This window comes from Microbacter sp. GSS18, from assembly GCA_029319145.1.
Classification (GTDB): domain Bacteria; phylum Actinomycetota; class Actinomycetes; order Actinomycetales; family Microbacteriaceae; genus Microbacterium.
The window spans coordinates 1,505,306-1,518,294 of sequence record CP119753.1 but is presented as its reverse complement, the minus strand read 5'-3'; the positions used below and the strand labels follow the sequence as shown (position 1 = coordinate 1,518,294).

The 12,989-nt window shown below is 66.4% G+C and carries 13 protein-coding genes; 6 read left to right on the top strand and 7 right to left on the bottom strand.

Translation table 11 applies throughout. The features are described 5' to 3' along the window. Positions 1-204: 204 nt before the first annotated feature. The gene (locus tag P0L94_07175) at positions 205-1,005 is read left to right on the top strand and encodes a LacI family DNA-binding transcriptional regulator (protein ID WES65846.1); all 801 of its coding nucleotides are present in this window, start codon (positions 205-207) and stop codon (positions 1,003-1,005) included. A 103-nt stretch (positions 1,006-1,108) separates the two neighbouring features. Here the strand turns inward: P0L94_07175 and P0L94_07170 are convergent, their stop codons facing one another. Both P0L94_07170 and P0L94_07165 read right to left on the bottom strand, forming a co-directional pair. Further along, positions 1,109-1,924, bottom strand: coding sequence for a nucleotidyltransferase domain-containing protein (locus P0L94_07170; GenBank protein WES65845.1), 816 nt, complete (start codon positions 1,922-1,924; stop codon positions 1,109-1,111). A 179-nt stretch (positions 1,925-2,103) separates the two neighbouring features. Then, positions 2,104-2,616 (bottom strand): hypothetical protein, encoded by a 513-nt coding sequence (locus P0L94_07165; GenBank protein WES65844.1) that lies wholly within the window; start codon positions 2,614-2,616, stop codon positions 2,104-2,106. Between the two features lie 534 nt (positions 2,617-3,150). On the opposite strand from P0L94_07165, the gene P0L94_07160 reads away from it, so the two are divergent. From P0L94_07160 to P0L94_07150, 3 genes are all read left to right on the top strand, one after another. Further along, on the top strand, positions 3,151-4,017 hold the full coding sequence (locus tag P0L94_07160; GenBank protein WES65843.1) for an AraC family transcriptional regulator: 867 nt from the start codon (positions 3,151-3,153) through the stop codon (positions 4,015-4,017). A gap of 278 nt (positions 4,018-4,295) precedes the next feature. Beyond that, entirely contained in the window at positions 4,296-5,675 is a 1,380-nt protein-coding gene (locus P0L94_07155; GenBank protein ID WES65842.1) for a radical SAM protein, read from the top strand. Between the two features lie 11 nt (positions 5,676-5,686). After that, positions 5,687-5,947, top strand: a complete 261-nt coding sequence (locus P0L94_07150; protein WES65841.1) for an SHOCT domain-containing protein — start codon at positions 5,687-5,689, stop codon at positions 5,945-5,947. A 273-nt stretch (positions 5,948-6,220) separates the two neighbouring features. Here the strand turns inward: P0L94_07150 and P0L94_07145 are convergent, their stop codons facing one another. The 4 genes from P0L94_07145 to P0L94_07130 all read right to left on the bottom strand — a co-directional run bounded on the left by P0L94_07145 (position 6,221) and on the right by P0L94_07130 (position 8,658). After that, the gene (locus tag P0L94_07145; GenBank protein ID WES65840.1) at positions 6,221-6,556 is read right to left on the bottom strand and encodes a hypothetical protein; all 336 of its coding nucleotides are present in this window, start codon (positions 6,554-6,556) and stop codon (positions 6,221-6,223) included. Between the two features lie 19 nt (positions 6,557-6,575). After that, a complete protein-coding gene (locus tag P0L94_07140; protein WES65839.1) occupies positions 6,576-6,902 on the bottom strand; it encodes a hypothetical protein in 327 nt (108 codons plus the stop codon). Between the two features lie 210 nt (positions 6,903-7,112). Then, on the bottom strand, positions 7,113-7,796 hold the full coding sequence (locus P0L94_07135) for a PASTA domain-containing protein (GenBank protein ID WES65838.1): 684 nt from the start codon (positions 7,794-7,796) through the stop codon (positions 7,113-7,115). 187 nt (positions 7,797-7,983) lie between these two features. Next, a complete protein-coding gene (locus P0L94_07130) occupies positions 7,984-8,658 on the bottom strand; it encodes an MBL fold metallo-hydrolase (protein WES65837.1) in 675 nt (224 codons plus the stop codon). Positions 8,659-9,440: 782 nt separating this feature from the next. On the opposite strand from P0L94_07130, the gene P0L94_07125 reads away from it, so the two are divergent. Then, positions 9,441-10,532: a hypothetical protein gene (locus P0L94_07125; protein WES65836.1), complete on the top strand. Its 1,092-nt coding sequence runs from the start codon at positions 9,441-9,443 to the stop codon at positions 10,530-10,532. Here P0L94_07125 and P0L94_07120 read toward each other — a convergent pair. Next, positions 10,493-11,968 (bottom strand): hypothetical protein, encoded by a 1,476-nt coding sequence (locus P0L94_07120; protein WES65835.1) that lies wholly within the window; start codon positions 11,966-11,968, stop codon positions 10,493-10,495. The two genes, P0L94_07125 and P0L94_07120, sit on opposite strands and share 40 nt — an antisense overlap. Before the next feature lie 307 nt (positions 11,969-12,275). On the opposite strand from P0L94_07120, the gene P0L94_07115 reads away from it, so the two are divergent. Then, a complete protein-coding gene (locus P0L94_07115; protein ID WES65834.1) occupies positions 12,276-12,890 on the top strand; it encodes a hypothetical protein in 615 nt (204 codons plus the stop codon). Positions 12,891-12,989: the final 99 nt, after the last annotated feature.

The window sequence follows — 12,989 nt, the reverse complement described above, 5'->3', positions numbered from 1 at the left end:
AACAGCCGCCTCACCCCGCGGTGCCAGATCCCTATGCGGGCAGTGCACGGAGCAGGAGTGAGGCGTGCGGGCCTGAAGCCGTGCGTTGGACGTTCGCTTGAGCGCCGGCCCGAGGGCGCATCACAGCCAGCGAGAGCACGACGATGCGAGCTCGCTGTGCGGACACGCTTGAATTGACACCAACAAAGTAGTTTTGTTGGAGTCATGTCAGAGACGTCCAGCATCCCACCTGCGGCAGTGCGTCTGGTGCGCGACTTCGTCAACACCGTTGAGTGGCAAGTCGACGAGGACGCCTGGCAGACGCCGAGCGACCTGGCAGATTGGTTCGCCGAGAACACCGACCGAACGAGACACGCTCTCAACCGCGCGGATCTCGACTTCGCTCGTAGAACCCGGGAAGGTTTGCGCGAGGTGCTCTTGTCCCATGCCGGCCACGAGCCGCTCCAGGCCGCGGTCGACGACCTCAATCAGTTGCTGAGCGCTGTGCCCCTGCGGATGGACTTCGACTCGGCGGGCTCGGTCCGCCTATCCGCGAACAGCGCGGCGGGCTTCGCCACCTGGCTCGGCCCGATCCTGGAAGCGATCACGACATCAGCCGCCGATGGCAGTTGGTGCAGGTTGAAGGCGTGCTCGCGTGATTCATGTCGTTGGGCGTACTGGGATAGCAGCCGCAACCAGTCCGGGCGGTGGTGCTCGATGGCCGGGTGCGGGAACTACATCAAGATGCGCCGACGAAACAGCGCCGTCCGGTCCCCGGGAGAAGTGATCCCCACTGCGTTCGACGGCAGTCGTGTGCCGCGACTGATCGATGTGGCCGCACGCGCAGGTGTGTCGATCAAGACCGTCTCCAACGTGGCGAACGGCTACGGCAATGTGGCGGAGGAGACCCGGCGCCGCGTACAGGCGGTAATCGATGAACTCGGCTACCGGCCCAATCTCGTAGCACGAGAACTCAGATCCACCCACCCCACCCGCCCACCGGCAACGGCACCCGACGGCGAATAGCTGCCATTGGCCGGACGATCCCTCCACGCCACGCGGTCTGGCGTACTCGACATCCGGTAGCGCCCAGGACTGAGTCCGCCTGTGGTGAGGCCGATCGGCGCGATCACTGAGCTGAGTCGGGGCGGGGAAGTCCGCGGAGCTGTCCGATCGCATGGTCGAGCTCGCCGGGATCTTGGCCGAGCGATCCGAGCAGACGCGTCGCGGACGTCGTGAACCCGTTCGTCTCGATGCCCAGCCGTTCCACATCGAGGACCAGCCCCTTCTCATTGGTCGCCCATTCGCCGGCAGCGGCATGCCATGCGTGCGCCACGAGCAGCACAGCGTGCGCCGCGCACAGCGCAACGTAGGAGGTGTCCCCCCTCTTCGCGCCTTTCGCTGCACCATCCAGCAGGAAGTCCACCTGCCAGAGGTTGCGGAGCATCGCATCCCGCAGGGCCGGTGGGTACGGAGTGATGGAACCCCTCAGCCCGGCCAAGACTGCCGTCGGGTCTCGGAGCAGCAACGCGGTCGCCACCTCGCCGGCGTAGGCGACGTCCAAGAACCCCAACGGGTGACCGGGCTGGTTGAAGAACGCGAACTCTCCCCGGGTCGCCCGCTCGCACTGCTCCCGGACGCGATCCAGATCACGCAGTATCCAGTCCACCGGAGTACCGTCGACGGTCAGCCACGCGCCGCCATCGACCCACGGACCCCAGCTCCCGGGGCGCGCAACCTGCGCCGGCGCGCCGACCCACCGCTCCGCGAGCACCTCGAGCGCCCGAACATCCAACCGTCCGCGCTCGTAGTAGACACCCAGATCGACGTCGGAGTCGGGGCGATGGGTGCCGCGGGCGCGGCTTCCACCCAACACCACAGCCGCAACTCCATCGACCCCGATGAGGTCGGCCGCCATCTGATGCAGGCGAGCTTCGGTGATCACTCGCACACAATACTTCGGGTGTCCGAGCTCGCCGCAAACCGGAAACCATCAACGTCCGCCCGCCCTATCCCTTGCAGCAAACGCGCCGCCTCGACTGGCGGCCCAACCGATCCCCATGCGGGCGGTGCACGAAAGCGGCGGGTGTAGTACCGGCCGGAGAACGGCGGCAAACGTCGCGCCTAGTCATTGAGGAAGCGGATCGACTCGACTATCTCGTGAATCTCGGCGATCTGGTCCTCGGTCGCGTCGGGCATCGAGAATGCTTCGATGACCAGCCGCTCGCCGTCCGCGTCGATGATCCAGACGCGGTCGATCTGGCCGGGGCCCTGGTGGTACCGGGTCGAGGGTTGGCCGATTCCCGTCCAGCTGACGAAGTCGTGGTGATCGCCGGGTTTGGCGTCGCAGTCGGGGAAGTCCTCGCCGTCGTAGGTGATGTCGGCCGGCACGCTCCATTCGAAGTACATGCCGGTGCGACCATCGATCTCGACCGGCTCAGGTGTCGTGGGTTTCCGCAGCGGAACGGCGACGAGCGCTGCCACCAGGTCGTCGACCGAGTCCCCGGGGGTGCTGGCGGTGCCCTCCCATTGGCAGGGATGGCCGAACACCTGGTTCACATTCCACAGCAGCACTGCCACCGGTCCCTGGCTGAGGACCCATCCGTCTACCGATGTCCACCCCTCCGGTACGGTCACGGGGAAGTCTGGATACGGTGCGCCGCCGAGTACCCCTGAGGGCTCCATGAGGTACGTGCCCGGTTCCAGGAGTTGCTCTCCCGCGCCGAGTACGGGCGCGGCGGATGAGGGTTCGACCGGGGCACTGTCCGTCTCCGTCGATGACGGCGACAGAGACGGAGAACACCCAGTCAGAAGAACGGCGCAAAGAAGGACGGATGCGACGCGTGTATGCCTGATCATGGAGCCCGCTCCATTCACTCCGCGCGGACCATCTCAAGGAGAGGGCGGCGGTGAGGGCAGGCTAGCCCCAGCGGCAGGTTCCGCACCAGTGCTGCGGCGACCGCGCTGGCGATGGCAACGATCCCCATGCGGGTATTGCACGGGAGACGAAGGTCGCGTACGGGCCACACTGCACGCGATTCGGGTTCGTCGGCGGGCATTGCTGCGCGGGGGTAAGGGTCGCGGCCGATGTTGTCGCTCTGATCGGATCGGTCCGCGATCATCGGGTGACGGCACACGGATGCGAGAAGGCTGGAGGGCGAAGGAGGAACCGTGATCGCGATACTCAACCAGGTCGTCGAGTACGTAGAGCAGAACCTCGACGGTGAGATCGACATCGACGCGCTGGCGTCGAGTCTGGGCACGACGGAGTATCACGTGCGCCGGATGTTCTCGTCACTGGCCGGGATGCCGCTGTCGGTGTACATCCGGCGGCGGCGGATGACCGTCGCCGCCGCGGACCTGCGCACAGACGCGAGCCTGCTCGACATCGGGACCCGACACGGGTACGGCTCGGCCGAAGCGTTCGGTCGCGCATTCCGTGCCGTGCATGGCGTCGGCCCTGGCGATGTGCGCCGCAATGGCGGTCCCCTTCGATCACAACCGCAGCTCAGGTTCCGCCTGACCGTCGAAGGGAACACCCCTATGGACACCCGCATCACCGACCGCTCCGCCTTCCGGCTCATCGGGCACGCCGCCCGCGTGCCCCTCATCCACCGCGGCCCGAACCCGCGAATCCAGGCCCACATCGCCTCCCTGCCTGTCACGGAGCACGAACGACTGAAAGGCCTCAGCAGCACCGAGCCCGCCGGGCTGCTGCAGGTCTCCGCCGACGTCGACCCGGACTACGCGGAGGGAAGCGAACTCACCTACCTCCACGGCGTCGCGGTCGACGGCGACGCCTCCGTCCCGGCCGATCTCGACGTGATCGACGTGTCGGCGGGAACGTGGGTTGTGTTCCAGGTGACCGGCGACTACCCGGCCGCGCTCCAGGAGACCTGGGCTGCGACCGCCACCGACTGGTTCCCTTCGAACCCCTGGCGACTGCGTCCCGGCCCCTCGATCGTCGCCGTGCTCGACCGCGCGTCCGACTTCAGCACCGCCACCTGCGAACTCTGGCTCCCCATCGAACACGCCTGACCGCGAACCTCGCGCGTCCCCAGCGCCCCGGACCAGGCGACGGGTTCCTCGCTGCCGGGCCGGCCCGGGCCAAAGCGAAGCCGAAGACCAGGTCGAACAACAGCTCCACGAACGATACGCGATCCTTCCGCGCGGTCGGGTCCGGGCGACGGGTCGAGCACGACGGGCCGATGGTCCTGTTGCGATGAGCGTACGGCGGGGCATCCTGGGGGTGTCCGGAGCAACGACGACGACGGCGTTCGGCGGCGTGCCGGCTTCCCGATCGAGGGAGGGTCACCATGAAGACCGACACGCCACAGGCCGCTGGGCAGGACCTGCAGCGGCTGCGTGGGGCGGACGAGGTCATCGGGTTGCTGGACGGGCCGGCGGGGGCGTATCTGCACGTTCCGTTCTGCTCCTGGATCTGCCCGTTCTGCCCGTACAACAAGGTTCGGGCGGACGAGGATCTCGCCAGCCGCTACTTCCGCGCCCTGGAACGCGAGGTCGTCGCGTTGCGTGACGCCCATCAGGCGCGTTTCGGCGTCCCGTTCACGTCGGTCTACGTAGGCGGGGGCACCCCAACCCTGTACCTGGATCGCCTGCAGGACGTGCTCGCACTGGTGCCCACCACGGGCGCCGTCGCGATCGAGGTGCTGCCGACGCACGGAACGCCGCGGGTCTTCGATCGGCTGGCTGGCATGGGGGTGACGGCGGTGAGCATCGGCGCCCAGTCTTTCCATGACCCGGTCCTGCGGCGCCTGGGCCGACCTCACGACGCGGCCGCGGCGCGGTCCGCGGTCGCGGCAGCGGTCGGCCGGTTCGACACCGTCGACGTGGACCTGATCGTCGACGTCGCCTTCGAAGGGGCCGAGTCCGGCACACCGGCAGGCAGCTTTCTCGCAGACGTCGAGGCGTGCTTCGACGCCGGAGTCGACCAGGTCTCCACCTACCCGCTGATGCGCTTCGGCTACGCGCCCTTCGGTCGCGCCGCCCACCAGCGGCGGCGTGAGCACGCGGTGCTGGCCGAGGTCGGCGAGCTTGCGGAGAGGATGGGGTACGAGCGGGCGTCGGTGTGGTCGTTCGCGCGTAGCGGGGCGCCGCCGTACACCTCGATCACCCGCCGTCGCTTCATCGGAATGGGAGCAGGGGCCTCGTCGGTGCTGGGCGAGGACTTCCTCGTCGATCACTTCGGGGTCGCGACGTACTCGACCGCGGTCGAGCAGGGTCAGGTGCCCGTCGCGCGGCGGCTGCATCTGGGCAGATGGGCAGGCGCCGCATACGACGCGTTCTGGCAGGCCTACGCCGGAGGGGTGAACCTGGATCGGCTCGGCGAGGACCACGGGCGGGTCGTCCGGACGGCGGCGAGAACGATGCTCGAGCCAGCGCGCTGGGTCGGCCTCATGCGCCGAGAGGGCGCGAGCCTGCGACTGACGCCGCGCGGGTTCAACGCGTACCACGACCTCGAGCGCGCCGTCACCTACGCGCTGATCGAGCCGCTGTGGGGCGAGATGCTCCGAGAGCACCTCGACGAGGCTGCCGACCTGACCCCGGACGTGCCCTCGGACGACGACTTCTGGGCGCGCACCGAAAGCGCGCGCAGCGGACCGGTGTGGCGCATGTCGCGCCGGGCGTTCGAACGTCCGGTCGGCAGCGTCGTCCCGGAACCGGCCGCGAGATGAGGAGGGGCAGGATGCATCCGTTCTACGACCCGTCCGCGAGGATGCTCGCCGAGCACCGCACCGTCCGCGCGGGCATGTGGTCGATGGCCGCGTACCTGCTGTTCTGGGCGGCGGCGATCCCGTTCGCACTCCTCGTGCTCAAACGCATGATCGGTGGACGCGCGTCGACGGAGCCGGACCCAGCGGCGCAGCTGCTCCGTGAACGCCTCGCGAGAGGTGAGATCGACGTCGAGGAATTCGAACGGCTCCGCCACGTACTCACCGACAGGTGACAGCTTTCAACCGGCTGGACGTCCTGGGCACGCCGGGAGCATCTCGAGCAAGCGCCACGACCGATACGCAAGCTTCTCGGGCGACGGCCATCGAGGACAACGCAGCACGCGCTTGTCCACCCGGTTGGATGGCCAACGACACACCCTGACCTGCCCTGGTGGCAGGGCGCTCTCCCGAGCGGGCGGACGAGGGCCGGCTGCGCGTCTTCGCGCGACCGTTCCGTGGAGTCGCCGAATGACATGATCCGACTCCTTCGTCGCAAACCCTTCCGTCTACGCGGCCAGCGACATGAAGACCAGCCAGAAGACTGCGATCAGCCCCCCGACTCCGAAGATCAGGACCAGTGGGGCGGCGAGGAATGCCGGGATGCTCGCCGCGACCGGGTAGGTGTGGCGCGCGATGATGCCGAAGACCATCGCCATCGTGGCCACCGCGCCGATCAGCAGCGACTGCAGTATCGACACGTTGGGGAGGCCGGTGCCGAAGAGGCTGGAGAAGCCCACTGCCATCGACATCAGCGCGAGAGCACCCCATGCGACGGCGACGAGCACCCAGGCCGCGATGATGCCCTCGCGTGACCGCATCCGCTCCTTCATTGTGCGGGACATGATGAGCCTGCCCTCCCATCTACGGTGCGTAGATGTCATATCCGATCAAGAGCATCGCCCCGCCTCCGGCGATCAAGGCCACCGGACCGGCGAGGACCACCGGCACGACCGCCGCGATCATATTGGGGTAGGAGCGGCGTGCCCTGAGCGCGAACACGACCGCCGCCGCGGCCACCACCCCGATCAGCAGCCAGGCCAGGATCGGGGTGGACTCCAACGGGTCCAAGCCGCGAGCGTTGGCGATCACGTTCACCGCCACAGCGCCGCCCCAGGCCAGGGCGGTGCATACCCAGGCCGCGATGAGTCCGTCGCGCGACCCTATCCGTTCCTTCAACGTGCGGGACATGATCCGCCTCCATGATCATGATGGCGTTTGAAGCGATGGCGGATCAGGGACGTTGGTCCCAACGCGCCGAGGCTACTGCGGGAGCACGATCCACAAACGGGCACCGCGCGGAAGTGGCAGGTTGAGTACGCGGCTCTGGCCGCGCGATGAGGGTTCCCTCCATAGCGAACGGCCCTGGCGGACCGGCCGAGATCGAGGCCGCGCTCCGGGCTAGCTGGCGGGTTCCGCGGATAGCACCTTGAGCCAGCCGGATCCGGTGTCGCCGCTCACCTCCAGCTCAAGGTTCTCCACGACGAACGTCATGACTGAACCCGGAACCCAGTCCGCTGCCTGCGACGCGTCATCGAGGAGAACGAAGTAGTCCTGGTTGTCGGCGAAGGTGCTGCCAGGGACCTTGACTGTCACGCTGTAGTGTCCCGTCGCTCCCTCAAACCACTCCGATCGATCCATGAGCTCCGCGTCGAATCGATACACCTCACCCGCGGGCAGATCGTTGACGTTGATCCGGTCGAGGACCTCCGCGAGCGTCGTGTCGATGGGGTCCACCGAAGGTGACGGCGTAGCGGGCGCCGGCGACGCTGTCTGTTCCGACGTAGCTCCGCCCCCAGCGCCGCATTCGCGATCGACCACAAGACGCGGGCTGGAGATCTCCGCCCCTGCGGCGGGGGTCTGCTCGCAGACCATCCAGTTCGACTCGTTCACCACCCCGAACAGTCCACCGCCGACAACCTCGATGTCGCCGCCGTGGCCAGCCCGTTCAACGTCGCTCTTTGCGACGTCGAGTTGCTTTCCGGTCACGTCGGGCATTATCGACGGCTCGCTCGCCCCGCAGCCGCTGAGCGCGAGCGCGAGAACCGCGCCGGCTACGAAACCAAAGAGATGCCTTGCGGCCATATGAATATCCTTCGCAAGTTGGTGCGTTCAGCACCGAAGATCGACGAGGCCCCAGCCCTGTGTTGATCAGTATCCTGCGACGCGGGCTTTCGCGCGTAATCGACAGCACACAAGCCAGATCTCGGCAGCGGCGATCCGCAGACGAGCGTTGTGCGAGTCCGCTCCGCGCGGCGCGGCGCACCTCGCGCTACGGCTTTCTCGGTGAGACTCCGGAGTCGACCACCCGTGAGGTGCGGCGTTCCACGTTCTCACCATGACCGCTGCAGAAGAGACGCACGGGTAGCGCGGCGAGCATCTCGCGGGTCCGGTCCCCTTCCGCCGGGTCTGTCATCAGCGCACGATCGAACGGAACTAGTTCACCGTCCGAGTCGGTGTTCGCAGCGTCACCGATGAACGCGACGTCCTGCCAGACGAACGCATAGTGACCGGGGGTGTGTCCTGGGCTGGGCAACGCGGTCAGCGTGGGCGTGATCGTGACTTTCCCGCGCAACTCGACCGTACTCTCCGGAAGCTCGGCCAACCCCAACAACCGCATCATGAAGCGGCGTTGCCAACTCCCGGGCACCGTCCTGCTGCGCAGGATCTCCGCGTCAGCCGCTCCCAGATACACCGCGGCGCCCGTCCGACGCCGGAACTTCGCCGCCGAGCGGCTGTGGTCCTGGTCGTAGTGTGTCAACAGCACGTCGGTGACTTCGTCGACGGAGCGTCCCGCCGCCTCGAGTTCACGAACGATGCGCTTGAGCTGGAACCCGTCGCCGGGGTCGATCAGGAACAGGCGATCATCTTCCTCGATCAGATAGCTGTTGCAGCCCCACGAACTCGAGGACTCCATCTTCCACATGCCAGGTCGCAACTGGATCATGTCCACCTCCTAACCTTGTTGCCCACACTGCTTGTGTCGGCCGCGACCGGGCAGGGCCATTCGTCCTGACGGGTAGACCGCGACTACGGGCCCGAACCAATCGGCGCGCACGCCGGCAGCTTCACCCATAGGCATCGAACCGGCCCGCCGGAGGCGCGAGCAGGCCGATCCGTATCTGGGCGGTGCGCTCTGGTGGGACGTGGCGGGCGGTGCACTTCGTTGACCGATTGAGGTCAATCGACGCGAGTACGCATCCACGTCTGGACCCGCCAGACCAGGTTGTACAAGTTCCGGGGTGCGACATCGATGGGCTGCCACGGCTGGCCGACGTGCGCAGTCCATTCGGGGATGCGTCCGCAGCAGATTCGATGCCCGAACATGCGAAAGAGGGTATTGCAGAGCAGGCGACCCATGATGGTCCCTTCGATCGGCGCGGCCCCGGGATGGGGCTAGCGTTGCCGACTGCTCATGCCGCCATCGTAGCCGTGCTCGCACTCTTCGAACCGCGACGCCGCGGGCTCGGCCGGATCCTCTTGCGGGCGATGCGCGAGAAGCGAGGGTTGCGGGCGGGTCACGCGCCGTCCGGTAGGGGTTCCCCACTGTGCGCCCGGCACTCCGCATTGGGCCCCCGCGCCGCCTGTGAGAGTCGAGATTGGCGCTAGTTGCTCCGCTACTCACACGCCAGGAAACCCTCGAGTGCCCTGAGCGACGTAGTTGACACCCCGCGATGTCGGTTGCACCTGATCCAATGAGAGGTGACGTAGAGCAGAAGGGCGCGGTGAATGGGCACGATTGTGGTCGAAGAAGTCCCGGACGACGAGCCGTCGGGGAGCGGCCTCGCCGAGACGTACGTTGCGCTGACGCGCGCGGCCGCCTTCAACCAGAAGGCGCTTGAGCCGATGCTGAACGCGATTTCGGAGTCTGCGCGCTTGCAGAACGCAGCCTGGATCAAGCAGTTGGCCTCCATCAACGTGACACCGATCATCGCCCAGGAACAGGTGGCGGCGTTGTCGGCGACTGTTGCGGCTGCGACTTTCCCGCGCTTCGTGATGCCCGAGATTCCGCGGCTCCAGTCAGCCGTGCAGTCCTTGTCAGCGTCGATCGCTGCAGCGCAAGCGGATACTTTCGCGGAGCTTGCGGCCACCCTGGCGGCGACGATCCCGATGCCGGATCTGAGCGGGATCCAGTCGCTGATTGATTCCCTGCAGACCGAGAAGTGGCAGGAGTGGCTGCGCCACCTTCACCGGCCCGCCAACTGGACCGACGCCATAGAAGATCGCATCACCGAGGTCATCGGGGTCGTGGATGGTGAGGGCATCCCGGTCGCGTGGGTACCCAGGGCTGAGATTCTTGAGGCACTCCTCGATGCGCCGTCGCCCGATGAGCGTTCGCTGATTCTGATCGAGCGTCGCCACGAGATCCTCGACGACTGTGAGGCGGTGCTCGCCCGCGTAAAAGAGGGCGCGGACGCGCCGACACTACCCATCGCCCGGAAGGTGCTGATGGGGTGCCGTGAAGGTCATTGGGAAATCGCTGCGATAAGCGCAGTTGCCGTCGTGCATGGTGTCGTCGAGGCGCTGCGCTGGGCTTCCGACCAGCAGAAGGCCGCGCGCCACCACTCGCTGAAGGCGACGGACGGGCCGGGACGACTCATGGAGCAGGCGACCCGGGCGCCCCTCGTGCGCTTCTACGACGATTGGAACGAAAAGTCCGGCAAACCCCGGCCGACGCACATCACGCGGCACGTCGTGTCCCACAAGCTAGGCCCAGACCAGGTGAGCGCACGCAACTGCGTCGTCACTATCATGCTGATGAGCTCGCTGCTGCGTACGGTCTACGAGCTGGAACTCGGGGGAGAACCGTCGGCGGCGTGATAGGTCGGGTCCCTGGGCTCGTCCACGGCCGTGGACATCCAAGCCCCTTCGTCGTCGGCGATACGCATTTGGTTGGCTTCGAACTGCTGTTGCACGGTCCACAGCTCCGAGCCCGCCCGATACCTGGCGAGGAGCTCGTCAGCCGAGCCTGTCAGGTTGGCGGCGATGAGCCGCACCACGAGTTCATTGACGACGCCGACGAGATAGGTCTCAACGTGATCCGGGAACGCGCCGTTGTCAGCGTGCTTGACCCGTTTGTAGTTGTTTGAGATGGCGCGAGCAAGTCCCACCTGACTGTGGATGTACTCGCCCCACTGCACGCCGAGTAGGTCGAGAGAGCGGTACACGTAGGTTGCCATCGTTGCGCGCCTCCGTCCACGGTCATAGGTGGCCTCCTCGCCCGGACGCTGGCCGATCAGCTGGCCTGCCGCCTCGAGTGCCATCGAGGTCGACATGACAACGTCCTCCGTGAAACGCTGACGCCGTCCGACCACCGCGACGGCCGGCAGGATGAAGCGACCCCACTGGTCGTACCCCTCGGCCCATCGCGTGAGCCCCTCAGCGCCGACCTCTTGCAGCACTAGCAGTGGTCGTCCGAGCTTCGCGTCGGTCGGGATCGCTTGCGCTCTTTCGCGCACGGTGCGGGCGCTAATCAACTCGACGAACGGATAGTCATAGACCTCGCCACCCATCAGGCGTGCCGGAATCGACTCGTCCTGCACCCGATGCTCGCGAACCGATAGCGCCGTCCCAAACAAGAAGACCAGAAGGTGCGCGACCTTTCGCTGCTCGACGAGGTGGTCGAAGAATGGACGAGCCTCTGACCACTCGGACTCGACCACGACGTTGTTCGCGACGACATGGGATCGCTCGTAGCCATCGCCGGTTTCGCTTGACGTCCACGTCGTGCGAATACGCATCCTCGCCTCCCCTTGAGCCCACTCGACGGGCGCGGGACTCGCAACGGTGATCTCGACGCCGGTGGAGCGCCCGGTGTCGTCCCGACGCGACTCGGACTCGACCGCACTGAGCCTCGACCACCGATTCAGGCCATCCATCCGACTCCGGCAAGTCTTGACCCTCAGCGGATCGGACAGAGAACCATCGCGTTCGAAGAGGAGAGTCTCCTGCGGCGCGATCCGTCCACTGCCAATCCGCGAGCCCGCCGCCGCCGAATGCCCCGACCAGCGGCACCCGTAGAGCATGACGTTGCCCTCTCGGGTACGCAATAGCAGGTTCTCCTGGGGTCTCATCCGCCGAAACCAGTCATCGACGTGCGCGAACTGATCGACCGCGAATCCGGGGAGGTAGGGAACTTCCACCTCGACGCCGGTGTCGCTGAGGCGAAGTGTCGCTCCGACATAGGGGGTAGCTTCGACGCCGTCAACGAGGAGGCCTGCGAGGCTGTCACCGAAGTCGAGTTGTACCGCGCTCACGTGGAGCTCCGTTCTGGTCGCATTTCGCTGAGGCCGGCCCGCAGCGGCAGAGCTGGCCTTGCCGGCAGCAACGACAGTACCGAGCTCTCCCGACGCCACCGCACGCCCGGTGCGTGGGATCCTGCTACCGGGGGGCGAGTTGCCCAAGCCCGGACGCGAAGGTCGCTGTGTCCGCAAGCGGGCACTGAACGGGAATGGAGAGTCGCTTGCGGCTCCCGCGAAATCGTCTGGAGTTCGTGCACGCGCGGTGGACGAGGTCGACGTTGCCCAAGAGGGCGGCTTCCTGCTGCGCGCTAGAGTTCCCTGCATGACGCCGACTCCGATTCCGTTCCCGGTGCCGGTCATCGTCTTAGGGGATGCTTCGAGTTGGTGGATGGTGTGGCTGACAGCTGCGGGCATTGTCGTGACTGCGACAATCGCAGTGCTGACACTCATCGCTAACCGTAGGGCTGATGCCAGTCGTGCCGTCGCAGACAAGGCTCAGACCACGGCGCTGCAAGCGTACGTGCAAGCGCTGAACCTCTCACAGGCCGCTTCAGATCGCCAGGTTGAGGTTCTTGAGGCCCTCGTCGACCGGGTCAACCAGCAAGCAGGACCGATGCCGGCTGAGGGGCAACCGGTCTCGCCGGAGGCGAAGAGCGGTGTTTCCTGGCTCCTCATGCATGACCTGACCGGAAAGCACCGCTGGAATCTGCAGAACGCGGGCGATCGGACTGCATACCAGGTGAGCCTCGCAGGGGAGACCGAACAAGACTCGCGAGATCTCATGATCATGGTCAAAGACCCGATTGATCTTGATCCGTACCAGAGCGTTCCGTTCGCGATTTGGCGCTCGTTGGCGAGCCCTCCTGCAACCATCATTGTGGTCAAGTGGAGGGACGAGAACGGGTCGGAGTATTCCACTCGAATCGTCGTCGCGTAGTTGACCGGCTTTTCGCTCGACGACTCACGTCACACACGGTCGGACAGACGCCCATGGTTCGCGAGTTCGGTGGCAAGCGACTGACTGTCGAGCATTCCG